Raw genomic sequence first — 24,856 nt, 5'->3', positions numbered from 1 at the left:
TAATATTTGCAGTATCCGAGTAGGTGAGTATATATATACTCACCTACGGCAACTTAGCCGAAATAACATAAATCGGATTATTAGCTTTCATCATCCATCCACCTAATCGATGCCCTTTTGCCACCTGAACCAATGCAACATCAATATCTATAAATCTATCCTCTAAAGCTCTAAGAATCTTATATGTACTATCTAACAATATAGTATTAGCAACAAAAGTTCCACCTGACTTAAGATGGTCCAGAACAAAATCAATAATATCATCAATCTTCCTGCTCCCACCTCCTAGAAAAATACTGTCATAATATTTCCTAGGTATATCCTTTGGTGCTGATCCTTCAACTATCTGGGCATTCTCAAGTCCAAATTTCTTAACATTCTTCTCTGTCAACTTGACAGCTTCTGTTTTTTGATCAATAGCAGTAACTTCACCTTCACTACATATCAAACCACACTCAACAGTTATACTGCCTGTACCACAACCAATATCCAGAACATGAGATGTAGAATTAAGTCTGAGCTTTGATACAGTTATGGCTCTTACCTCTGATTTTGTCATTGGTACTTTATCTCTAATGAATTCTTCATCTGGAATACCAAACATATACTTTTTATTATTCTTCATTTTCAATCACCACCACACTCAACACTGAAAATTCCTGTTTCATAATATTCTCTGGAATATCAATAGTAATCTTTTCATCATCATATGAAAGATTCTCTCCCACAATCATTGTAACATTTCTAACTCCTGCATCTATTAATTGTCCAGCAATACAACTTGGAGAATTTTTCTTGTCAGTTAACAAAAATATACCTTTCCTATCTTTTAGAATATTCATCCATTTGATTTCTCTTCCATGCAAACTATATAATCCATAGTCCTTATAACTCTTTCCTATTCTGCTAAATAGATATTGATAAGAACTTATTCCTGGTATTACATTAATATATTCCTTACCTATCTTATTCTGTAGATAATCTAACAAACTGTAGAATCCTGTATCACCTGAAACAATGACAGCTATCTTTTTCTTATTCTTGTTATCTATTATATAATCACACATACCTTGAAGATTAGAATTATATGTATATACTTCTTTATTATAGGAAGCAAAAATCTCTAGATTTCTCTTTCCTCCAACTATTACATCACATTGTTCAATGCTTCTATAAGCTATGGGAAGAATATAATCTCTATTCCCAGGACCAATACCAACCACATCTATTTTATTCATGCTTAATCTCTCCTATAATAGATTGAACTTTATCACTTATCGCTAATAGCTCCGTCATGTTAAAATATAGTATACCTATATCTAAATTATCATAAATATACCCTTCACAATTAGTAGCTGCTTTGTTAGCTAATACTGTAAAAACTTCTTCCATACCTGTCTTCTTAATAATCTTAGCCGCTTCATCAGTAGTTGTACAATTCATTATACTTATTAGACCTTCTTGCTTCATCCCCATAATACCTAAGTAGGCAGCCAATATTTCCAATCTTGTAGAACTGACTCTATTGTGAGTATAATATATACCCCCAGCTGGTTTAATTAATTTTCCAATATGACCTGCAATTAATATTTTTCCAAAACCTAGCTGTGCACATTTCTCTAGTGCAAAACCTAGATAATTACTCATCTTGACGATAGAGATGTTTTTTATACCTGAGTACTTGATAAATAGTTTCTCTCCAATATTACCTGGAACTAATATTACATATTTATTGTTTTTCTTGTGAGCTATCTTCAATTCAAGGGCTATGGTCTCTTTTAAAGCATCTTCTGACATAGGTTCTACTATACCTGTTGTTCCAAGTACAGATAAGCCTCCAATAATTCCTAATTTGGGATTGAATGTTTTCTTAGCTAATTCTTCTCCCTTAGGAATACTGATAATAACATCAACTCCAATATTTTCTTCAAAAATAGAACCTATTGATTCTCTTATCATTCTAAGAGGTGTAGGATTAATTGCATAGTGATTAACTGGTATCTGTAAACCTTCTTTGGTAACTCTGCCGACTCCCTTACCTCCAGTTATATTGATCTTATCATCTTCCCTTAAAATTACTTCTGCGAATACTTCAACACCATTAGTGATGTCTGGATCATCACCAGAATCTTTTATTATACAGCATGATGCTTTTTTATCATCATATTCGCATCTATGTACATCAAGATTTAATTCCCATCCTTTTGGTGTATCAATCTTAACTGATTTTACGAAAGTTTGATTTTTAAGCATATAAGCAGCCGCTTTCGTTGCAGCTGCAGCACAAGAACCTGTTGTATAGCCTGTCCTTAATTTTTTGCACCCTTTGTAAACATATCTACTGTTTGACAACTTTTTTCACCGCTTCTCTTAATACAGCGTTAATTATTGCTACTACAATAGTACTTCCACCTTTTCTTCCTTTTGTTATTATAGATGGAATATCTTCATCCCATAGAGCATCTTTAGATTCGGCTGCTCCAACAAATCCTACCGGCACACCAATTACTGCTTTTACCGTATCAACTTTATTTTTATTATTTTGATCTATAAGACGAAATAATGCAGTTGGAGCATTACCTACAGCAAATACTTTATCTCCTGGTATCTTAAGCGCTAAGTCAACTGCTGCCATTGACCGTGTGATACCTTGTTCTTTTGAAATCTTATAAGCTTCTTCTGAACCTACTAGACATTCTATTTTTATACCTAATTGCTCTGTAAGCTTTTTGCTGATACCCGCTTTTATCATCTGTGTATCAGTAATGATTGTACACCCTTTTTCAAAAGCGTCTAATATAATATTTTCTACTTGTTCTTTGAATAATAATATATCTTCATAAATGAAATCTGTAGTAGTATGAATAACTCTTTGCATAATACTCAATCTTAATGGTGCAAGATCTGTATTTTTCATACTCTCATATATGATCCTAAAACTTTCTTCTTCTATTTTTCTTGGATTAGCTATGAAATCATGCATTACTTATCTCCTTTTGTCTTTTATTGTTAACGCTGTCTTAAGAAATTTTTCTGGTATATTAAGTTCAGCTGGGAAATAGATATGTGGATACATCCCATATACGTTTTTATATAACTTCCCACACTGCCATGTTTTATCTCTTTTTGATCCTGTTATATATGTAGGTTCCTTAGTTCTATCTACTATTGACCTGTGAAATTCATGTGCTCTGAATACTGTATTCTCATTGAATATAGGAGTATCCTTATCTGCTTTTACCGAAACATACCCAAAATTCTGGAGTCTTTTTTTCATATATGCTCCACCCTTATATATTCCAACCATTTCATATGTTTCATTTTCCAGATTGGTAATAGTCTCATGAAGATACATATACCCTCCGCACTCTGCATATATAGGAATATCTTCATCGGCTTTTTTCCTAATATCTTCCATCAGACTAGTATTATTTGACAGTTCCTTGGCAAATACTTCAGGGTAACCACCTGCTAGATATATCCCATCACATTTATCAGGTAATGATTTATCTCGTAGAGGACTAAAGTAATGAATATGAGCTCCTAATTCTATTAATATTTCTATATTTTCATTGTAATGAAATGAGAATGCTTTATCTTTTGCTACAGCAATATGTACATCAAATTGATTATTGGTTTTAACTCTATCAGGCTCTTCTAATGGTTCTGCATTCCCAGCTATCTCAATCAACTTATCAATATCTACAGTATCAGTGATAGTATCTGCGAGTTTATGAATCTTTGCATTCATATCCCTTATTTCACTACTTTGAATAAGTCCTAGATGTCTGCTTTCCAGTTTCACTTCATCTAGTTTTGGTAGATATCCTATTACTGGAACATCCGTATTGATTTCAATAGTTTCTTTTAATATTTCATAATGTCTTTCTGACATGGGAAGATTAATTATTACGCCTTTTATCGAGATATCTCTAAAAGTTTTCATTCCATGAACTATTGCCGCAGCACTGGTTGACATTCCCTTTACATTCATCACCAATATAACAGGGGATTTCAGTATCTTGGATATATGCGCTGTACTACCAATCATAGGCTCACTGCCATAACCATCATATAATCCCATGACACCTTCAATGATACTTATGTCTGCATCTTGATTATATTTATCAAATAGATATCTGTTCATCTGGTCTTTCAAAAGCCATCCATCTATGTTAATACTGGGTCTACCAGTTACACTTTCATGGAATCCCGTGTCTATGTAATCAGGTCCTACTTTATATGGTTGTACTTTTAATCCTCTTTTACATAATGCGGCCATTAACGCTATTGTAAGAGTCGTTTTACCCGTTCCGCTATTTGGAGCTGATATAATTAATCTAGGTTTTTCCGTCATCATTGATTATTCACTGCTTCCTTTAGGTGATTAAGATAAATTTTTCTAATTGCTTGGTTACCACCTAATCCTTTAGTTATTGTTCTAACTTCTATATCATTAGCAATTAGTACATTTTTCCATGAATCTTCTTCGTCTCCTGCCATATCATTGTGGGCATGATCTCCTGCAACTACCAAAAATGGCATAAGAACTGCTTTACTGTATTTTCCTTTTTTCAATCTCTTGATAATTGATTCAATTCCATCTTCTATAGTTCCTATCAATATTGGTAACTGTTCATTTTCTAGAAGATATTGTAAATAATAATAGCTTGTATTAGCATAATGTTCAGTACCATGCCCTAGCAATACAACAGCTTCATTAGTATCTACACTAGGGATATAAGTTTTCAATGCTTCTATAACTTCTTTATAATCATTTTTATGATATAGCAAAGGGCATGAAAGAGTAATATGTACATTTTTATTATGATTCATTATATTAACTATTGTTTTTATCTTATCATACTCAAAACCTGGTATTATATGGGTTGGTTGTACAATGATGTGTTCAAAACCTTCTTCAATCAATCGTTTTAATGCTTCCTTTGGTGTATCTATTAATATATTTTTTTCTTTTAACTTTCTTATTATTATGTTAGATGTAAATGCACGTACTACCTTATAATCAGTGTATGTAGTCTCTATCAATTTTTCTATAGGTTCTATCTGTTCTCTTCTTGCACTTTCATAACTACTTCCAAAACTTACAACTAATATCGCTTTTTTCTTTTCCATAATAACTGCCTCCTTATATATAATAAAAAACTCTTACCTACAACGAGATAAGAGTATGATATACATTATTTATTAATGAATAATAAATAGTTACACCCTCTGTCCCTCGCAAAGTTTTTACGCAAAATAATACGTAAGTGTATTAGGATTAAAATAGGTACTCTGACTATAATAACTTCCTTAATATAAAAGGAAATTATTTACACAGTGGCGTGACCGTTCAGGATTCTAACCTGATTCCCTTTGAGAATTAATAAGAATTATCCTCAAACATATATATTTCTATTTAATCGTTAATTAATTTAATCTTATAATAAATCATATAAAGCCCTATGTCAATGAAACATTAATAATGTAATGCTATCCATATCACATTGACATTACCATAAAACTATGATACTATTTCTTTAAAATTTAATAGTTCTTTGAAGGTGCTTTTATAATGTTAAACCAACAAAATTTACCATTATAAGATAATAGGGAATGAGGTGTGAATCCTCTACAGCCCCCGCTACTGTAAGTAGGGATGAAATCTTAGATATATCACTGGGAAACTGGGAAGATTAAGAGAGTAAATTGAACTACGAGTCAGGAAACCTGCCTTTAATAATCCATGTAACTAACTTCGGGTGAGAAGATACGATTACATTAATTAATTAATAATTTTACATATGATAAACTTATTTAATTTGTTAATATAACTTACAACGATTAGTTGTAGGTTTTTTTATTTATATCACTCCTTAAAAGACTATTAGATTAAAATTCAATGATACCTTAATAAAAGAATTTCTAGGAGGACTTTAATAATGAAAAACATGAAACGTATCGCCATTTTATTAATCTTTATTTTGACCGTTACTTCATTTAGTGGATGTTCTAAACAGCAGGATTCATCAAAAACTACTGTTACTCCAGATAACACTGAGAAAACTACTGATGAAGATAAAGATGTTGAAAAAGATACAGCTACATCTAGTGATGATTCAGAAAAAGATTCTGCAACTGAAGATTCACAGGCATTACCCGAATTCATAGTCGAAGATACTGATACAACTATTACATATTTGAACCCATTAGGTGATGAACAAACAATTACTAAGAATCCAAAAAAAGTTGTTGTTCTTATGAATTCTATTCTAGATATCTGGTATCTAGCAGGTGGAGAAGCCATTGCTAGAGTAAGTGGTAAAACTAATGTTCCAGAAGCTGCTAAGGATATTGAACAAGTGGGAAAAGTAAACGCACCTAGTGTTGAAAAAATATTATCTCTAGAACCTGACTTAGTTATCTTAAGCTCAACTAGAAGCCAACACGTAGAAATGGAAGATATACTAAAAAGCAATAACATAGAATATGCATATGTTGATGTTAGTAATAATCCTTACAGTAGATTTAATGATACATTAAGATTATTTACAAAGATTACTGGTAGAGATGATATTTATGATTCAGAAGTAAAAGCTCTACAGGAAAATGTAAATAAAATCTGTGAAAAAGCAAAAAAAGAAGAACAGCCTAATGTATTTATTTTATTTGGTTCTTCAAAATATGTAAAAGCAGAACTTTCTACAGGTCTAGTAGGAAATATGTTAGAAATGCTTGGAGCTAACAATATTATTACTGATTCACCAGTTGAAAATAGTTCAAAAGTAGATTTTAGTTTGGAAAAAATCCTTGAAAAAGACCCTGATGTAATATTAGTTGTTCCTATGGGGGATCTTGAAAAAGTTAAGACTCGTATAAAAGATGACTTAGAATCAAATGAAGCATGGGCTACACTTACAGCAATAAAAGAAGGTAATGTACATTATCTTCCACCAGAATTATTCCATTACAAACCAAATGCAAAATATCCTGAAGCATTTGAATATTTAGCTAAAATATTATATCCTCAGGTATTTAAATAATGAACGAATTAAAAAACAGACATTCTTATAAGATTACCATACTAATCATTTTGCTAATTGTTACTTTCATATCATTTCTTTTTAGTATTAGTTTAGGTGCTTTTAAGATATCAGTTCCAGAAATATTAAAAGCTATATTTATTGATGAAACAGGAGTCAATAGAAATATTATATGGAAAGTAAGAGTTCCAAGGTCACTTGTAGCTGGAACTGTTGGTATATGTTTGTCTTTGGCTGGAGGCATGTTACAGGGGGTAATGAGAAACCCCCTAGCTTCACCTAATACTATTGGTGTTTCTTCTGGAGCGGGATTAGGTGCTGTTTTCATCCTAGTTGTCTTTCCTGATTATGATTATCTTGTTACACCAATTGCTTTTGCTTTTGCATTATTTACTACTATGTTAATATACATACTTTCTTGGAAGAATGGTATTAAGCCACTTAGAATGATATTAGCAGGTATTGCTGTATCATCATTTTTAGGAGCTTGGATTAATACAATCCTAATCTTCTATCCTGACAGAGTGCAAAATGCATTAGGTTTTATGGTAGGTAGTTTAGCCGCTAAGACTTGGAAAGATTTCTATGCATTATGGCCTTATGCACTATTTGGATTAATTGTAGCTTTCTTATTATCTAAGAAATTGAATATATTAATGCTTGGTGACGAAATAGCCACAGGACTAGGACTGAAAATTGAGAGAGTAAGAAAAATTTTTATTGCTTTAGCTTCACTACTAGCAGCCAGCTCAGCAAGTAATGTTGGATTGTTAGGATTTGTTGGATTGATTGTACCTCATATAACAAGACTTATAATCGGTTCTGACTATAGATATCTATTTCCTGCAAGTGCTTTACTGGGAGCATCTTTGATGATGTTTTGTGATACAATCGCAAGAATAGTTATGGACCCTGTAGAAATACCTGTAGGTATTGTTATGTCAATGCTTGGCGCACCATTTTTTATATTCCTATTGAGAGGCGGCTTGAAAAATCGTGTTAAGAACTAATTCAGTGACAATTAATTATGGCAAAAACAATATAATCGATAACCTTTCCTTGAACATAAAAAAAGGTTCCATAAATACCTTGATAGGTACAAATGGTTGCGGCAAATCAACCCTATTAAAAGCATTATCAAGAAATCTAAAACCTAAATATGGTGATGTATACCTTAATGGGAATTCAATTTTTCAGATGGATACTAAGTTATTAGCAAAAGAAATGTCCATATTACCTCAATCTCCTACTGCACCTGATGATTTTACAGTCTTTGACCTAGTTAGTTATGGAAGATATCCACATCTTGATTGGACTGCCAAACTTCATAAAGAAGACATTGATATTATTAACTGGGCAATAGAGCTGACTAAAATGGAACATCTAAAAGATAGACAAGTTACCACTCTATCTGGTGGAGAACGTCAAAGGGCATGGATTGCTATGGCACTATGTCAAAAACCCAATATTCTTCTATTGGATGAACCCACAACATATCTTGATATCAGTCATCAATTTGAAGTATTGGAATTGGTTAGAAAGCTTAATCATACAATGAAGTTAACTATTGTCATGGTTCTACATGACCTGAATCAAGCTGCTAGATATTCTGATAAAATAATTGTCATCAAGGATGGAGACATATATAAGCAAGGTGATCCTAAGAGTATAATTACTAAGGAAATCTTACATGATGTTTTTAACCTTGATGTTAGAATATTAATGGATGATTATAATGATTGCCCATTCTTCATTCCTATGATGAATACTAATAAATATAAGAAAAATCCTCTTAAAAATATATCTGGTTAAAGCAGAAGGGGCTGTACTCTAGCCATACAAAATCACTCTTCCTAAAGCCTATAATATTTTTATACGGCAGTCCCTTCTTGCTTAATAGATATATTAACATATTACATCACTTTTATCTCAAAATCAGCATAACTCTCAATACCATGTTCTTCTATATCTAATCCTATGTTCTCTTCTCTTTTATTTACTCTTAATCCTATAGTCAAATCAACTGCTTTGAAGATGATAAATGCTATTGCTATTACCCAAGCTGCTACGGTGATTACTCCTAATGCCTGAACACCTAATTGTCTAAAACCTCCACCATAGAATAGACCTAATCCTACTTCTGCATCTGCTGAGAATAAACCAACACAGATAGTTCCCAATGCTCCAGATATTCCATGTACACCAATAGCTCCAACTGGATCATCTATTTTCAATATTTTATCAATAAATTCTATACCAAATATTATGGTCACACCTGAAATAATACCTATCATGACAGCTCCCACAGGAGTAACCACTGCACATCCAGCAGTAATTGCAACAAGTCCTGCTAATGCACCATTTAAGGTCATTGAAACATCTGGCTTTTTGTATCTAACCCATGTAACTATCATTGTAACAATAGCAGAAATTGCCGCTGCTAAGTTTGTTGTAACGAATATTTTTGATATTGATGCTATATCTGCTCCAGACGAAGCTGCCAACTGAGAACCTGGGTTAAAACCAAACCATCCAAACCAAAGTATGAATACCCCTAATGCCCCTAGTGTCAAACTATGTCCTGGTATAGCTTTTGATTTTCCATCTTTTGTATACTTCCCTATACGTGGTCCAAGAATAGAAGCTCCTACTAAGGCACACCATCCTCCAACTGAGTGAACAACAGTTGAACCTGCAAAATCGTGGAAGCCAAGTTGACTCAACCATCCTCCACCCCATATCCAATGTCCAGCTACTGGATATATTATTACTGATATGAAGAAACTATATATCAAGTAGGATATAAACTTGGTTCTTTCTGCCATTGCGCCTGATACTATGGTAGCCGCAGTAGCACAAAAAACTGTTTGAAATATAAGCGCTGTATAATCAGTATTATTAAGAAATAGTAAATCAGGAGTTCCAATTAATCCTCCTATCGATTTTCCGTACATCAATCCATATCCAATTACCCAAAACATTATTGAACCAATTGCAAAGTCCATTAAATTCTTCATTATTATGTTTCCCGCATTTTTAGCTCTTGTAAAACCTGTTTCAACCATTGCAAATCCTGCTTGCATAAAAAATACTAATGTTGTAGCTATTAAAATCCACATGTTATCTAATATAAACTTGATTTCTTCCATAATAATTTCACTCCTATTTTTTTATATTAACTTTATAAAGCTTCTACACCTTCTTCTCCAGTACGAACCTTGATTACATTTTCTACTGGATATATAAAGATCTTACCGTCTCCTATTTCACCTGTTCTAAGTACCTCTTGCGCTGTTTCAACAACTACTTCTACTGGAACTTCGCAAACCACTACTTCTATTTTTGATTTTGGTAGTAAATCAATGCTATATTCATTTCCTCTATAATATTTTGTTTTACCTTTTTGCTGCCCACATCCTAATACATGTGAAAATGTCATACCCGTAATACCTATTTCATTGAATGCTTCTTTTAATTCCTCTACTTTACTCGGGCGAGTAATAATATCGATTTTGGTTATTTTACTCATTATTAACCTCCTTCTTTTAGTAGAACATAGGTTACGCTAATCTTTTTTAAAACACGAAAAAAGCCTACATACTCTTGATAGAGTATATAGACCACATTGTCTACAAAATAAAATACATCATTGTATTTAATAGGTGTTTATTAATAAAAGATTATCATGTAACTTCTGTTCAATATTTATATATTCATTATATACGAATTTGAAAATATGTCAACACATTTTTATGGATTTATGCAACTTTTTATTTAGTGTCCTTCATTTAATTTATTTATATGTATGTATTTATCGTTATTATAGTTCCCATAAATATATTTTTATAGTTTTTATGGTTTTCATCACTGCCGCTCATTCATTTAACATAATATTATGTTAAATTCTTGTCCCGTTATGTATTCTTTGATAGTTAGTTAAATACATCTTATTAAATCAACTACACTTTCTTTATCCATGCGTTTCAAACTCATTTTAATTATCAGCCTAATAATAATATAGTATACAGGGATTATTATTAAACACCAATAAGGAAATTCAAATATAAATTCACTATTTTCAGGAATGCTTACAAAATTATCAAAAGACAATTTTGTTATAAAATATCCTGCTGGAATACTTATTATAGTAATAAAAGATATTAATATATTACCTTCAAAAACAAGATATTTATTAAATTGTTTCTTAGTCATTCCAATAGCTCTTAACATACCGAATTCCCTTTTCCTATTTACGATAGATGTATACATGATATTAACTAACATACATAAACTTATCATAGCTATCATACCAATAAATGCGTTAATCATTACAAAAGCATTTGCTTTATTTTGATATAATTTTCTTAATTCCTTATCAACATAAGTTATGTAAACCTCTTCGTCATATTGAAATTTTTCTACTATTTTATGCTTAACCTTATCATATCTATTCTCTTCAATATTCAAGCCAACTCGAGAATAATCCAATTCTTCTTCAGTAAAGTTACTATCAACAAACTGTTTACTAACTAACAATGGTGGAGTAATGTATTTAGTGTAATGATATAAACTTATTTCTCCTACTACTTTAATCTCTTGATTATTGATAATAAAAGTATCTCCTATACCATAATCATATTCATCGAATACATCAAAAACAATACACCAATTTTTCATAGTCTTCAATTCTTCAAGAGTATATGGTGTCTTCATAAACTTATATCTACATTCCAACATATTATCATTGTAACTATATAGATTAATATCCGCATCCTCATTATTATTTTTATATTTCTGTAATTCCTCAATTTTTTCTGTATAATTCTTATCAATTTCTATTTCTTCAACAGGCGTCTTAGCAATTCCTTTAACTTCTATATTCTTACTTTCTATACCTTCAATTCCATCAATATATAACATATCATCATAATCTATGCCTGATATTTGTATATCTCCTACCAAACCTCTTGTTACCATAAGGTCTGAATAAGCATAAGAAAAGAAATGAGTAAAATATAAAAACAGAACAACATTAATACTGATAGTTAGAACTGACAAGACTGTTTTAAAACGATTGTTATTAAGATTGACATAAGCTAGTTTTAAAGCAGGTTCCTTAAATTTTCTTTTTTTCATTTTGATTCTTTTTATCTTTATCTTATCAATAAAATGAATCGAATCAACTATTGACATCTTTTTAACTTTCCTACTAGGTAGTTTCAATGCTAACCAAACCCCCACTGCTTCTAGCAGTAATGTAATTACTAATAGACTTAAGTATAGATTATCCCTAAAAGCTATTGAAACATATGTTTTAATATATTCAATAAAAGTAAGTTTGTCTTCATAAGAGCTTTTATATTGACTGTTAAGACTAAAACTATTAAATAAGGTACCTATGACAATACCAATGAATGCACCATTTATATAATAATAAATCCCCTCTTTTGTGAATAACTTTCGTAATTGTTTGTTAGTCATACCAACAGCTTTTAATAACCCTATTGTATTGACCCTTTCAATTAATGCATAAGAAAAAATATTACTTATGGTAATAATGCTTAGTATAACAACCAATAAAACAACTAAGATATATTCAATTGAATTTTGCATACCATATCTATACCTTACATTTTCTTTATCTATACCTGATGTTTTAGCGATTTCATTAAATAGAGTAGTTTTATCAAATGTTTTCTTTACAGAAGCAAATATAACACTAGCTACTTCATCCTGATTTACATTATCTATATATTCTTTACTTATAAAACCTGTATTTTTATTTTTGTCATAGACTCTGTCATTCACTATTCCCGTTAAAATGAATTCTTTTGATTCTACTGATTTATCATTATTTATTAGATTAAGAGTAATGTGGTCTCCTATGATAAAGTCTTGCCCTTCTATAACACTTCTTGTTAGTGCTATTTCATTTTCTCTGTTAGGATATGCCCCTTCTTCGATCTTATAATCAAACCTATCCATATACTCTGCATCAGCATTTTCCAAATAAAATCTTCTATTATTGAAATCAGCTATTTTAGTCAATACTGTTTTCAACGAATAATTAATTACATTTTCATTATCCTTGACTTCGTCTATTTGTCTCTGGGTCACATTAGTAAAATATCCGTCATATGTAGCCATCTTCTCTTCATAATGCATGGTATTCCTTATAATACGTCCAACATATAAATTACCGATTGATAATACTAGAATAGTCGATAATACTATAGACCATATAACTAATCTTCTCCGTAGTTTTGATGATGATAAATATGCTTTTGATAATTTTTTAATGCATCTCATATTATCACCTTCTCTCCTCTACGATTTTTCCATCCTTTAGTTTGACTATTCTATCAGCTTCTTGATCTATTTTTTCATCATGTGTTATTAATAGTAATGTCTGATTATATAACTTTACTGTTTTTTTGAGTAAATGCAACACTTCTTCACTATTTTCTGAATCAAGATTCCCTGTAGGTTCATCAGCCAAGATGATAGACGGATTGGATGCTAGTGCTCTTGCTATTGCTACCCTCTGCTTTTGACCTCCTGACAAAGCATTGGGCAGATGTTCCCTACGGTCATATATTTTCAGTGTTTTCATTAAATCGGTTATGTATTTTTCATCAACTTCTCTACCATCTAATTCGATTGGTAATATAATATTGTCCCATGCGTTAATAATAGGTATAAGATTATAACTCTGAAAAACGAATCCTATTTTTCTTCTTCGAAAAATAGTCCTCTTGGTTTCATTCAAATTAAATATATCTGTGTTATCAATTAGAACTTTACCTTCTGTAGGCTGTTCAAGACCTCCTATAAGATTAAGAAGCGTTGTTTTACCTGAACCAGACGCACCAACTATTGCAACAAATTCCCCTTTATCAACAACTAGATTGATGTCATCAACAGCTTTTACTGTATATTCTTTTCCGGTAAAATATTTTTTCAGTTGTTTTGTTTTAAGCATTTAAAAAAATACCTCCTATTTTCTTTTTAGTTTTACTGTTAAAAGTATTTTTACTTAGATTTTATTATACAGTGGTATTCTGTCAGTTCACTTACAAGTATTATGACAAAACTGTCATATTAATCATTGTAGAATATTAACTCAAATGTAGTTCCACTACCTATCTTGGAATAAACTTTTATGCTACCATCTTGGCTCTTCATTATTTCTTTTGCTAGATATAATCCCACGCCAATACCTTCATCCAACCCAGTTTTATTACATTTATAGAATCGGTCAAATATAAAAGGTATATCTTCTTCATTAATCCCTCTGCCTGTATCTGTTATTCTTATTTTATTACTCATTACCGTATTCACACATTCAATAGTAATAGTTCCATTCATATCAGTATATTTCACAGCATTGTCCAGAATATTAACTATGGCTTCTTTTGTCCATTTTGAATCATAATAAAAATATTTATTACTATTTTTTCTCATACTGATTTCAATATTTTTCTGTCTTGCTGATATATATATTGAATTGACAGCATGTGTAATTGTTTTGTTAATATCGTTTTCTTTTATGTCCAATTGGATTAGACCTGTTTCTAATTTGGATATTTCCGTTAGAGAACTAACGAACCATTGAACTCTATTTATCTCGTCATTCATTTTAGATATTATATTGTATTTTTCTGTATCTTCAATGTTATCCTTATCTAGAAGTGAATTAAATAATTTTATGGCAGCAACAGGAGTTTTCAATTGATGGGTAATCTCTGTTACCAACATATTTAATTTCTTTTTTTCATCTATCAGATTTTCATTATTATTGTATGATTTACTTATTAACTTATCTAGCTGATAATCAATTCTATATAATGTTCCCTCACTATATTTTGGTACATTATATTTATCCTTGTCACTATTGTAATTACCATTCATGGCTAGAGTTATATTCTTGTCAATACTGTTTAATCTATCATATATGTACTTAATAATTTTGTATCCAATCAGGGAACTCATTATGATTAATAAAAGAACTAAGAATTTAACTATTACATATTTGTATGTATTCAGGACTTCAAATTCCTTATAGACATTAAGGATATCTATCCCAGCAATTAATAAAATAATAACTGTATAGACTCCTATTAAATCCAATATATATTTTTTTATATTATTATCACTCAAAAAACTTTTCATCGCTTATCACACCTTAAATCCCATGTATAACCCAAACCTCTTATGGTCTTAATGTATTTTGGTTTAGTTCTATCTTCTTCAATCTTGGATCGTATACGTTTTATATTGACTGCAATAGTATTTTCATCTACATAGTTTTCATTGACATCCCATACGTTACTTAGAATCTGTTCTTTTGTAATAATAGTTAGAGCATTTTCCATAAGCAGCTTTAATAATTTGTATTCTGTGATGGATATAGAGATATCTTCATTATTCTTAGTTAATCTAGCTTCATTCAGATAAAATTGAATATCACCAGATATGAATCTAGTATAAGATTTCTTATCAATCCTTCTAAAAATAGCATTCATTCTGGAGATTAAAACACTTAATTTGAAAGGTTTTGTAATATAATCATCTGCTCCCATATCAAGACCTGTGACTACATTAATTTCTTCGTTTAAACCAGTAAGAAATATTATCGGCACATCACTTCTATTTCGTATAAACTTACATAGCTCATATCCTGAACCATCTGGTAAATCTATATCCAATATAACTAAATCAAATAATTCATTTGAAACCATTTTCTTTCCATCAGATATAGTTTTACTTATTATAACGTTATAGTTATTGGATTTTAAGGCAATATGTATTCCATAAGCTAAAGAATTATCATCTTCCACTAACATTATTTTTTTCAATTCAATCTCCTCCCACAACATTTTAACATAGAATTAAGGACCTTAATATGATATACTGAAAAAAGTTTAAATAGAATAATTATATTAATAGAGGTGAATTGAATGACTCAAAAAGAAAGAATGCTGGCTGAACTACCATATAAAGCATGGTTAGATGGTTTAGAAGAAGAAAGAATGGAAAACAAGAAAAAAATCTACTCATATAATAATTTATCTCCAGATAAAACAGAAGAGATGAAAGATATTATTAAAAGCATACTTGGAAAATCAGGAGAAAACGTTTTTATTGAACAACCCTTTCGTTGTGATTATGGTAAAAATATTGAAGTAGGCGAAAACTTTTTTGCCAATTATAATTGTATAATGCTGGATGTTGGTAAAATAAAAATTGGTAAGAATGTAATGTTCGCTCCTAATGTAGCTGTCTATACCGCAGGACATCCCATTCACCCAGATTCTCGTAATTCTGGCTATGAATATGGTATAGGGGTAACTATTGGAGATAACGTCTGGATTGGTGGCAACGTAGTTATAAATCCTGGTGTAAATATCGGCAACAACGTAGTAATCGGTTCTGGCAGTGTTGTTACAAAAGATATTCCAGATAACATGATTGCAGTAGGAAACCCTTGTAAAGTAATTCGTGAAATAACAGAATCTGACCGTAAATACTATTATAAAGATAGAGTTTTTGACGTTGATGATTACAAATAGAAAAATTATGATGTACGTTTATTAAGGCAAAACAAAAAAAGTAACACAAAGGAAAATCCTATAAGGACAAATTAAGAAAAGCAAATTGAATATGGTCAAAAATCCCTGAGCTAAAACAATCTCAGGGATTTTCTATATAGAGGCTGTAGTATTTTCGCTTACAGCGAAATTAAAAGTATAATTTTCGTTAGAATTGTTTATCTAATTAAAATGACAAACCTTTGATAACGTTTTCTGCACTTGGCACATCAAACTGATTATATAAAGTTGCTTTTCTCAAAAGCAAATCAGGTACCATTACATCATATTTGTCTATCTTTGGAATCTGTTCCTCAGGTAATACCAAATCAGGATTATGTATATCCAATTTGATGCTCTGCAAAATCTTCACGAAGTCGCTTTTAGTTAAATCGCTTGTAATTTGAAGATAATGCTTGCTCCCAAAAACTGAATAAATTTTTAGTTTATCTTTTAATCCATATTGAAGCATATTTTTAATAGTTGAAAGTTCTTTAGTTCCTGTCCATGGACAAAAATAAAAAGACCGCTCTCCACAGGGAATAATATCCACATTTAGCATCCCTGTCTCCCTAACAAATTGACGTGCCTTGGACAATAATTGTATAGCGCCAGATTGAAGATAAGGATAGATTGCTTCTTCCATCAAAGCATCTTTCATTCGTTTAATAACTTTTTCATGAATGTGACCACCAGTACCACTCCAAGTAGGAATACGATTGTTTTTTACCAATTGAACATAAATAATCTTGCGTTCATCGTCAACCGATTGCACCTTCCAGCTACGTCCAGCCAATACAAAAACTTCTTCAACAACGGGACAACTGTCCAGTGTTCCTACCTCTCCATTCTGACTATGTACATGGTAAGCTTGCTCGTCTTGGAAAACTGCATAAAATGAATAATAATTGGCAATTCTTTCTCCCTTCATTCCTAAAATAATTCCACCTGATTCCATTCTCTGTAAATAATCCTTAGCCAGCATATTTTGCAACAGCAGGCGATATTCCTCTTGAGTTACTTTAGAAAAAGCCTGTAAGGTCAAGATATTTCTAGCCAAATCTACTGGAGAAAGTTCACCATAGGTCATAAGTGTGCTTAGGGTTTGATGGGCAAGTAAACTAAAAGGTTTTGGCTTAAACAAAAACGGCTCTACCCATCGTTCTTCAAGATATAGCTGAATAATTGCTATTGAACGTAACAAGTTCCAAGGGATGCTGTCAAAAGGGGTTTTATACGACTCCTCAAACAAGTCTACAAACATCATCTGTGACGTTCCAGTACGCCTACCAGAACGTCCTAAACGCTGTACAAAGCTGGCACATGAATAGGGTGCCCCCATCTGTATGGTAAAATCCAAATCGCCGATGTCAATACCAAGCTCAAGGGTTAGGGTAGCTGCAGCTACCGTAGGTCCTTTGTTATCTCTGAGCGCTGTTTCCGCTTCATGACGAAGTGCTGCTGAAACACTCCCGTGATGAACATAAAACACATCTCGCTCTTGTCTCTTGCTTGCAATATCTTTCATGTCAGCAATTACTTTTTCAGCTCCAGCTCTGCTATTGGTGAATATCAAACATTTTTTGTTGTGGCAATTCTCGTAAATAAATTTGTTGTAATCTGCCAATATTTCCTGCGCCTTTACCTCATCCTCTGGTAGCACAAAGCTCTCTGAACATAAAGAAATTGTTCTTTTATGTACTTGTATTCCTACAGGAATTGCTTTTCTTTTACTACCAGCCGATATAAACTCCAATGCAAGAGTATAGTCGTTTAGCGTTGCTGAAAGGCCAATTCTTCTTGGATTGCATCTAGTCATCTTCTCTAATCGAGAAATCAGGCACATTACTTGTAGTCCTCGATCTGTACCCATCAGAGCATGAATTTCATCAATTACAATGAATTGAAGATCTGAAAACAGGCGAACTGCATCCCCTGGATGTCGCATTAGTAATGCCTCCAAAGATTCTGGTGTAATTTGCAACACACCTTGTGCTTCTTTGATAGCACGTTTTTTAATGGACTGAGAAATATCGCCGTGCCATGGCCAAACCGGAATATGGCTATCCTCCAGCAATCCATTCAGACGTTCAAACTGGTCATTAATTAACGCTTTTAGTGGCCCTATATACATAACTCCTATGGTATCAGACGGGTTATGTTTCAATGCAGTAAGGATTGGGAAGAAAGTAGCTTCCGTTTTCCCTGAAGCTGTTCCAGAGGCAACAATTATATGATAATCCGTATCCAAAATAGCTTCACAGGCCTCTACCTGTACCTCACGCAAATCAGTCCAATTTTTCCGATATATGTACTTTTGTATAAATGGTGCATAGCGCTCAAAAGCCGACCTACTCATATGTCAAACTCAGCAAACAGGTCATTTGGCTCATCATTAACCTGTTCGGGATCTGTTTCAGCACTTTTGACTGTAAAATCTTGCTCATTTATCAAATAATCAAAAGTTATATCCATATTTTGATGTAGAATATTCAACAGTCCTAAGAAGTCTCGGGTAATCTCTCGAGGAGTAAGTAACTGGTCTGCACCCAACCTTGACGCCACTTTATTGAGAAATGCAGTTAATTCGCCTGTACCAAGAGTACAAGTGTAGTTGTAATGATTGCTGTGTAGTTCACAAAGTCTTTCCATAAGCAAATAGATTTCTTCAGGCGAAAGCTGTTTTAGCTTTATTACCGGACTTGTATAATCTACGAAACCTTGCACACCAAAGCGGTTATCTGCAAGACGGGATTGCAAAGCTTCATAGTTAAACAAACCTCGACGTTCATCATATATAAACTGAGGAGTACCACTCAAAAATACGCCAATATATTGTGCCTTACCTTGCATTGTATCATTAAATATGGTAAGTATTTTTTCGTAATTACTATTTCTAGCTTGTTTGTGGGAAATTTTATAAAGATTTACTCCTTCGTCTAAGAAAATTAGCAGACCCTTAAAGCTTGCTTTATTTACAAATAAGGCAAACAGCTTCAAGAACTCATACCAACTTTGGTCGTCAATAATGCAGTCTACAGAGAGATTTTTTCTTGCTTCTGTTTTGGTAGAAAACTCTCCTCGTAACCAACGCAAAGCAGACTGTTTTAAAATATCATCCCTTGTTTTCATCCCCCGCCAATAGGCATCAATTACTGTTCCAAATGCAAAGCCGAAAGCCATTTCTGATAGTTCTGCCATAACGTCTGCGATACGTTCACTCACAGCATCAATAATTGCTGGATCACCAGGACTATATCCATATTCTTTTGCTACAGATGTTTGTAAAGTGCTAATCCATTTTTGTAAAATGGATTCTAAAGCCCCTCCCTCAGGACGTGTAAGAGTGGACAAATGTTGCATTAGTTCACGATAAGTGGCAAGACCTTGTCCCTTTGTTCCAGTAAGCCTACGCTCAGGAGATAAGTCTGCATCTGCCACTACAAAACTTCGTTCCATAGCATTGTTGCGAATCATCTGCAATAAAAAACTTTTACCGCTACCATATTGACCTGATATCAGACGAAAAGATGCACCACCGTCTTCAATTGTACTTAAATCATGTAAAAATGCGTTTACTTCATTCTGTCTTCCTACTGCAATATGACGAAGCCCGATTCTTGGAACAACGCCAGCTGTTAAGGAATTAATCAATGCGCCAGATTCACGGCGACTAATTGTTGCTGCCATTATACGTCCTCCTATATTGTAGAATTTTTTAATTCTGTTATGTACTCATCTATTACTTGTAACTGTGGATTAATGATAATGTCACCCAATATCTGCATAGCGGTATTATTGATATCATCAAGTAAGATTTGCGGCATTGTCATCATTTCTTCGGCTATACGTTCCAACTCTTGCTCAGGATTTTCTTGAACAACAATTGCATACAACACCTTACGTTGCTCAGGTACAAGTAGTTTAATTAATTCTTGCAAACTTTCAGACAAAACGACTACATTAAAATCAGTTTTACTTCCCTCAACACTTGCAATTTGTGGAGGGTTTTTATAAATATAATCAAGTTCATCTTGATAGTCATCTTCAGCAATTATATTATCATCTTCAACCACCAATAAATTGCAACCTAAATAAAATTCAGCCAATCTGTTAATTTCTACAATTGCTGTTTTATAATTAATGTCTTTTTCACTTTTCCAAGATGTTTTTTGTAAACGATTAAGAAATGTTCTGCTTACTGATGAAAGTGCAACATAAATTGCCGTCACCTCCGCTACATCTGTAAGCAGCTCTTTTTTAGCTGTTTGCTCCACTTGTTCTACCTTCAAAGCAGAGCGTACTGCGTCAGACTGCTGACGCAAAATATCAATGCTTGCGAAATCCAGCTCTACCGAAGTCTCTTTAGGGGTTTCTTTTTGAGCTGGGTTAGATCTTCTATATTGATTTTTTAAAAATGATTCTACAATTTTTGCAATTTCTTCATCTAACGTTACACCACGCAAACGCCCTCTATACCCTTTGAGTGCACGCAAAGTATTTTCCCCATATCTCACTAACTCGTTTATGTAACAACGCAACCTTTGGCTAGATGAATATGCTTTAACCGAAATAGTAATCTTCTTATTTGCTTGTGGACAAAGTGCACTAGTAAATGTGTAGTATTCCTGTTTTTTAGTATGACTGGAAACATAAGTATCTAAAATACCTTTGTTCTTTTGTTTTCTCATTACAGCATCCGCCAATGCGACAACACGAGGAATTGCTTCTTGTATGAGGGGTTGGTTTCCATCCTTGTAAAATTTACTACCCACCAACGAATAATCACACAATGCATCTATTAAATCAAAGGGTAATTTAAGTGGTACATCAGAACTAAATTGATCAATCAGTAAATCTGTTTTAGGTGATGCAGTCAATCGCAAAGAATTGCATTTTAATGTTTTTGTATATTCTAAGTTATGTAAGTTTGCAAAATCGAAAGTCCAGCTATGTAGATATCCATCTAATTTTGGAAAACGTTGCTGATAAGCTTTCCAAAGTTCTATTAGTTTGTCATATCCCTCTTGTGGCGTCTTCCACCCTACTCCACTTAAAAGCTCATAAATATATATGAATATATAAGAGAGGTCTGTATCAACATAATTTCTGCTTCTTGCTTCTGTTCGCCAGTAGAAGTACCAATTTTTCTGACCTTTAGTCATGCTTCCATAAGTTGGCCAATATGTCATAAATGGCTCAAAAGGAACTACTGTACCAGACTTATTTTCATAATTTTTCATGTTTGTAAAGAATTTATCTCGGGATAATTCATATGAAAAAGAAATCGATACTGATGGAGAATCACCTGATAAACGAGTAGGTATTGATTGTGTGCACTCTTCTACGCCTGACAGCGTTATGTCAGAAAACTGTTGCTCACTTTTGACGGGCTTACTATATGTAACTGTGTTTGTGAAAGGAATAGGTATCGTTGTGGAATTCATCATCTGCTTTTTCACTCCTCTGTAGGCTATTGAATAGTGAATTATACACGCTATCCAAAAAAAAACAGATGCATTAGGGATAGCTATAGAAATGACAAAATAGCCTGCCCCGCATAGCATATTTACTGTATTGGAATTAACAGCTCCAATATATATAAGTGCAAAACAGTTAAAAACCGGGATAAAAGATAGAATTCGTATTCCTTTACCGGGCAATTTATTCGTAATCTTATTCATTGTATTTCCTCCTTCTTTTTAGCAAGCACAATTTCCAAAATATTATAGATAACGCACTGAAACGTTGTACATATCTTCACAATAATATCAGTTTTAACGTTATCTCCTTTTCTAAGTTTCATAAGAGAAGAAGTACTAATACCTGCTAATGAACAAAGATTTTTTTCTTCATTTCACAATCAATGAGAAGCTTCCAAAGTTTTTTATAACTTATAGACATTTAAGCACCTCTATGAATCATTACCATCATTATACTCTAAATAATTTTTTTTTCAATATAATATTTGACTTATTACAAATAATTTGGTGATAAAATTGTTATTATGTATAAAATTACTTTACTTCTTATTAACATATAATATAACAAAACACAAAACAACCTATCTAAAAATAATTTAAGACTTTCGTTGCTGCTGTATCAAAGGCAATGCAAGATTACAAGATGGGTGGAATTAGATTTGATAATAATGAAATTCAATATCACTACATTTTTTAATCATAATGTAAACAAAGAATGGCAAAAAGAAGAAAAACAATCGGTGGCTTGTAACAAAATTAAAATTCAATAAATCTGTTGAAGAATATAAGTTCTTAAAAGAATTCCATATAACTTACAATCGTATGTATTTAAGATTTGAGATCTTAGAGTATAAAGCCTAAAACGACAAAAGGCAAACAGTGATTTTCACTGTTTGCCAATATAACGCATATTTAACCTCAGGTATAAAATATCCCTATGTGGATGCTGTTAATATAATTTTTTTCCATAACCTATAATTCCCATTCTTTTAAGGTATTATCATAAAACCACTGATTTATATCAGCGTTGAAGCTAAAATCATCCTTGGTTATTGTGATATTCTCTGGATACCAATCATCACTGCCAACTTTTTTTAACCATACTTTTGTAATTACAGCATTAGGTAATCTGGAATATTCTACCCTATACCAATCGTCATCACCTTTTTCAAAATCATTGTAACCTGATTTGTCTAACATACTTTCATGGGTTGTACCATCACTTAACTGCACCCCAAAATATACATCACTATCTGTCCCATAAGAATCAAATAGACTACCATCTTTGGTTTTTATACGAACATCAACCTTGTCCGAAATATAATTGCAATCAGAAACAACTATATCAACAGCTGTATTACCTATAAACCAACTATTCAGAGGTTTCAAGAAATGACATTGACTATCGCTGCTTGTTATCTCAACTTCTACAGGATACCAATTATCTTCAGCAGTTCCTGCTTCCCAACCTCTTTGTTTTCTTATCCATGCTTTTCTTATTTCAGAGCCAGCGGATTTCTCTAACGTAACAACATATGTATCATTATCACCTTTTTCATGATCATTGTATCCTGATTTATCTAATTTCCATTCATGCATTCTACCATTTTTTAATTCTACGCCAAAGTATACATCATTATCAGTTCCATAAGCATCAGATATTGAACCATCTTTTGTTTTAACACGAACATCAAGGGTAATATTGCTATCATAAGTATTACTACATACAGAAGAAGGGTTTGCAATCTCTTTTGCAAATCGATATAAAACTCTAGCTATTCCTCTTTGAGTACTTTTCATTGTTATATCCGCCACACCATTCCAAGTAGATTCATCATCAGCTACGAAATAATTATGGTATTGTTCATATCCAATTTTTGCTCTAACATCACATTCCTTGGTTATAAAATCTGGTAAATATTCATCTTGTAGTGTATCTGAATATTTAAATGTACTAGTATTACCACCTAATGTAGTTATAGTATATTGATTTTTAGTATTTTCTACATATGTTTCAAATGTACTATGTTTGGTAATATGCTCTTGAGTACCACCAATAGCATTTGACGCATGATGAGGATTGCATAGATCTGCAAAATAATGTGTTGCATTTCCTAGAGTATATATTGCCCTATTATAATCTCCACTTTTCCAATATTGTAATGCCCATCCTATGTACTCTTTAGAACGATATTCAGCTGTTTGATATACAAAATCGAGAAAAGCAAGCTCTCCTTCATTAGAATCAGTAAAGTTTGTTTTAGTATAAGGATTATAGAAATGATCTTGATATAATGAGAAATTTTTGTCATCAAAATCTGGCATAATAGCACCACGTTTAAACTCTTCTATAGATGCTTTTAATTTATTAATTACATCCATGAATTCACTATTATTTCTGTCATCTGCACATAAGTCATTTTCTAATATTTGTAAAGCTTGAGTTACTAACAAAGTATGTGTGTTTGGATCTTGATCAAGTTCACCAGCCCATCCAAAAACTGATGTTGATATTAATTCTAGCATCAAGGCAACTGTAATTGTGAAAATACTTACTTTTTTCAAAATATTTTTCATAATCTAACCTCCATTAATTTTACATTATTTTGTATATTTTCTATAATTATACATTAATTAGAGGTATATATCAATTTATTAAATGATAAATTTATGTTAAATATATGTAATGAATTAATTTTATACGCACAGAGATATTATTTATATATTTGCATTTGTT

19 protein-coding genes, 2 pseudogenes and 2 riboswitches are annotated in these 24,856 nt (G+C 32.1%); of the genes and pseudogenes, 4 read left to right on the top strand and 17 right to left on the bottom strand.

Annotated elements, in window-relative coordinates:
* Positions 1 to 43 precede the first annotated feature (43 nt).
* Genes cbiT through ACX6CF_RS00240 form a run of 6 tightly spaced genes read right to left on the bottom strand, consistent with a single transcriptional unit; the run spans position 44 to position 5,136 of the window.
* Entirely contained in the window at positions 44 to 625 is a 582-nt protein-coding gene (gene cbiT / locus ACX6CF_RS00265) for a precorrin-6Y C5,15-methyltransferase (decarboxylating) subunit CbiT (protein WP_458783283.1), read from the bottom strand.
* The gene (cbiE, locus tag ACX6CF_RS00260; RefSeq protein ID WP_458783282.1) at positions 615 to 1,238 is read right to left on the bottom strand and encodes a precorrin-6y C5,15-methyltransferase (decarboxylating) subunit CbiE; all 624 of its coding nucleotides are present in this window, start codon (positions 1,236 to 1,238) and stop codon (positions 615 to 617) included. Before cbiE ends, cbiT begins: the two co-directional genes overlap by 11 nt.
* A complete protein-coding gene (cbiD, locus tag ACX6CF_RS00255; protein ID WP_458783281.1) occupies positions 1,231 to 2,352 on the bottom strand; it encodes a cobalt-precorrin-5B (C(1))-methyltransferase CbiD in 1,122 nt (373 codons plus the stop codon). Before cbiD ends, cbiE begins: the two co-directional genes overlap by 8 nt.
* A complete protein-coding gene (locus ACX6CF_RS00250; RefSeq protein ID WP_458783280.1) occupies positions 2,339 to 2,983 on the bottom strand; it encodes a precorrin-8X methylmutase in 645 nt (214 codons plus the stop codon). The genes cbiD and ACX6CF_RS00250 overlap by 14 nt, the downstream gene beginning before the upstream one ends.
* A gap of 3 nt (positions 2,984 to 2,986) precedes the next feature.
* On the bottom strand, positions 2,987 to 4,360 hold the full coding sequence (locus tag ACX6CF_RS00245; RefSeq protein WP_458783279.1) for a cobyrinate a,c-diamide synthase: 1,374 nt from the start codon (positions 4,358 to 4,360) through the stop codon (positions 2,987 to 2,989).
* Positions 4,357 to 5,136: a sirohydrochlorin cobaltochelatase gene (locus ACX6CF_RS00240; RefSeq protein ID WP_458783278.1), complete on the bottom strand. Its 780-nt coding sequence runs from the start codon at positions 5,134 to 5,136 to the stop codon at positions 4,357 to 4,359. The genes ACX6CF_RS00245 and ACX6CF_RS00240 overlap by 4 nt, the downstream gene beginning before the upstream one ends.
* A gap of 135 nt (positions 5,137 to 5,271) precedes the next feature.
* Positions 5,272 to 5,419, bottom strand: a riboswitch (cobalamin riboswitch).
* A 129-nt stretch (positions 5,420 to 5,548) separates the two neighbouring features.
* Positions 5,549 to 5,755: riboswitch (cobalamin riboswitch) on the top strand.
* Positions 5,756 to 5,945: 190 nt separating this feature from the next.
* Between ACX6CF_RS00240 and ACX6CF_RS00235 the strand changes: the two genes are divergently transcribed.
* The 3 genes from ACX6CF_RS00235 to ACX6CF_RS00225 are packed head-to-tail and all read left to right on the top strand — an operon-like array spanning position 5,946 to position 8,858.
* On the top strand, positions 5,946 to 7,046 hold the full coding sequence (locus ACX6CF_RS00235) for an ABC transporter substrate-binding protein (RefSeq protein WP_458783277.1): 1,101 nt from the start codon (positions 5,946 to 5,948) through the stop codon (positions 7,044 to 7,046).
* Positions 7,046 to 8,056, top strand: a complete 1,011-nt coding sequence (locus tag ACX6CF_RS00230; RefSeq protein ID WP_458783276.1) for a FecCD family ABC transporter permease — start codon at positions 7,046 to 7,048, stop codon at positions 8,054 to 8,056. Before ACX6CF_RS00235 ends, ACX6CF_RS00230 begins: the two co-directional genes overlap by 1 nt.
* Positions 8,043 to 8,858 (top strand): ABC transporter ATP-binding protein, encoded by an 816-nt coding sequence (locus ACX6CF_RS00225; RefSeq protein ID WP_458783275.1) that lies wholly within the window; start codon positions 8,043 to 8,045, stop codon positions 8,856 to 8,858. Before ACX6CF_RS00230 ends, ACX6CF_RS00225 begins: the two co-directional genes overlap by 14 nt.
* 119 nt (positions 8,859 to 8,977) lie before the next feature.
* On the opposite strand, the pseudogene ACX6CF_RS00220 reads toward ACX6CF_RS00225, so the two are convergent.
* The 6 genes and pseudogenes from ACX6CF_RS00220 to ACX6CF_RS00195 form a co-directional block, all read right to left on the bottom strand.
* A pseudogene (locus ACX6CF_RS00220) lies at positions 8,978 to 10,195 on the bottom strand (ammonium transporter); the annotation flags it as partial.
* A gap of 32 nt (positions 10,196 to 10,227) precedes the next feature.
* A pseudogene (locus tag ACX6CF_RS00215) lies at positions 10,228 to 10,569 on the bottom strand (P-II family nitrogen regulator); the annotation flags it as partial.
* Positions 10,570 to 10,982: 413 nt separating this feature from the next.
* Positions 10,983 to 13,355: an ABC transporter permease gene (locus ACX6CF_RS00210; RefSeq protein ID WP_458783274.1), complete on the bottom strand. Its 2,373-nt coding sequence runs from the start codon at positions 13,353 to 13,355 to the stop codon at positions 10,983 to 10,985.
* A gap of 4 nt (positions 13,356 to 13,359) precedes the next feature.
* Positions 13,360 to 14,028 carry an ABC transporter ATP-binding protein gene (locus ACX6CF_RS00205; protein WP_458783273.1) on the bottom strand — a complete coding sequence of 223 codons (669 nt, stop codon included), beginning with the start codon at positions 14,026 to 14,028 and terminating at the stop codon, positions 13,360 to 13,362.
* Between the two features lie 119 nt (positions 14,029 to 14,147).
* Positions 14,148 to 15,218: a sensor histidine kinase gene (locus ACX6CF_RS00200; protein ID WP_458783272.1), complete on the bottom strand. Its 1,071-nt coding sequence runs from the start codon at positions 15,216 to 15,218 to the stop codon at positions 14,148 to 14,150.
* Complete coding sequence (locus ACX6CF_RS00195; RefSeq protein ID WP_458783271.1) at positions 15,215 to 15,904, bottom strand: response regulator transcription factor; 690 nt, start codon at positions 15,902 to 15,904, stop codon at positions 15,215 to 15,217. The genes ACX6CF_RS00200 and ACX6CF_RS00195 overlap by 4 nt, the downstream gene beginning before the upstream one ends.
* Positions 15,905 to 16,006: 102 nt before the next feature.
* On the opposite strand from ACX6CF_RS00195, the gene ACX6CF_RS00190 reads away from it, so the two are divergent.
* Positions 16,007 to 16,618, top strand: coding sequence for a sugar O-acetyltransferase (locus tag ACX6CF_RS00190; RefSeq protein WP_458783270.1), 612 nt, complete (start codon positions 16,007 to 16,009; stop codon positions 16,616 to 16,618).
* Between the two features lie 205 nt (positions 16,619 to 16,823).
* On the opposite strand, the gene ACX6CF_RS00185 is transcribed toward ACX6CF_RS00190, so the two are convergent.
* The 5 genes from ACX6CF_RS00185 to ACX6CF_RS00165 all read right to left on the bottom strand — a co-directional run bounded on the left by ACX6CF_RS00185 (position 16,824) and on the right by ACX6CF_RS00165 (position 24,696).
* The gene (locus ACX6CF_RS00185) at positions 16,824 to 18,995 is read right to left on the bottom strand and encodes a DEAD/DEAH box helicase (RefSeq protein WP_458783269.1); all 2,172 of its coding nucleotides are present in this window, start codon (positions 18,993 to 18,995) and stop codon (positions 16,824 to 16,826) included.
* The gene (locus ACX6CF_RS00180; protein WP_458783268.1) at positions 18,992 to 20,326 is read right to left on the bottom strand and encodes an ATP-binding protein; all 1,335 of its coding nucleotides are present in this window, start codon (positions 20,324 to 20,326) and stop codon (positions 18,992 to 18,994) included. Before ACX6CF_RS00180 ends, ACX6CF_RS00185 begins: the two co-directional genes overlap by 4 nt.
* 11 nt (positions 20,327 to 20,337) lie before the next feature.
* Positions 20,338 to 22,320 carry a TerB N-terminal domain-containing protein gene (locus tag ACX6CF_RS00175; protein WP_458783267.1) on the bottom strand — a complete coding sequence of 661 codons (1,983 nt, stop codon included), beginning with the start codon at positions 22,318 to 22,320 and terminating at the stop codon, positions 20,338 to 20,340.
* On the bottom strand, positions 22,317 to 22,442 hold the full coding sequence (locus ACX6CF_RS00170) for a hypothetical protein (protein ID WP_458783266.1): 126 nt from the start codon (positions 22,440 to 22,442) through the stop codon (positions 22,317 to 22,319). Before ACX6CF_RS00170 ends, ACX6CF_RS00175 begins: the two co-directional genes overlap by 4 nt.
* A gap of 649 nt (positions 22,443 to 23,091) precedes the next feature.
* On the bottom strand, positions 23,092 to 24,696 hold the full coding sequence (locus ACX6CF_RS00165) for a PLAT/LH2 domain-containing protein (protein ID WP_458783265.1): 1,605 nt from the start codon (positions 24,694 to 24,696) through the stop codon (positions 23,092 to 23,094).
* Positions 24,697 to 24,856: the final 160 nt, after the last annotated feature.

The sequence above is a fragment of the Vallitalea sediminicola genome (assembly GCF_054408565.1).
This window is presented reverse-complemented; position numbering and strand designations above follow the sequence as displayed.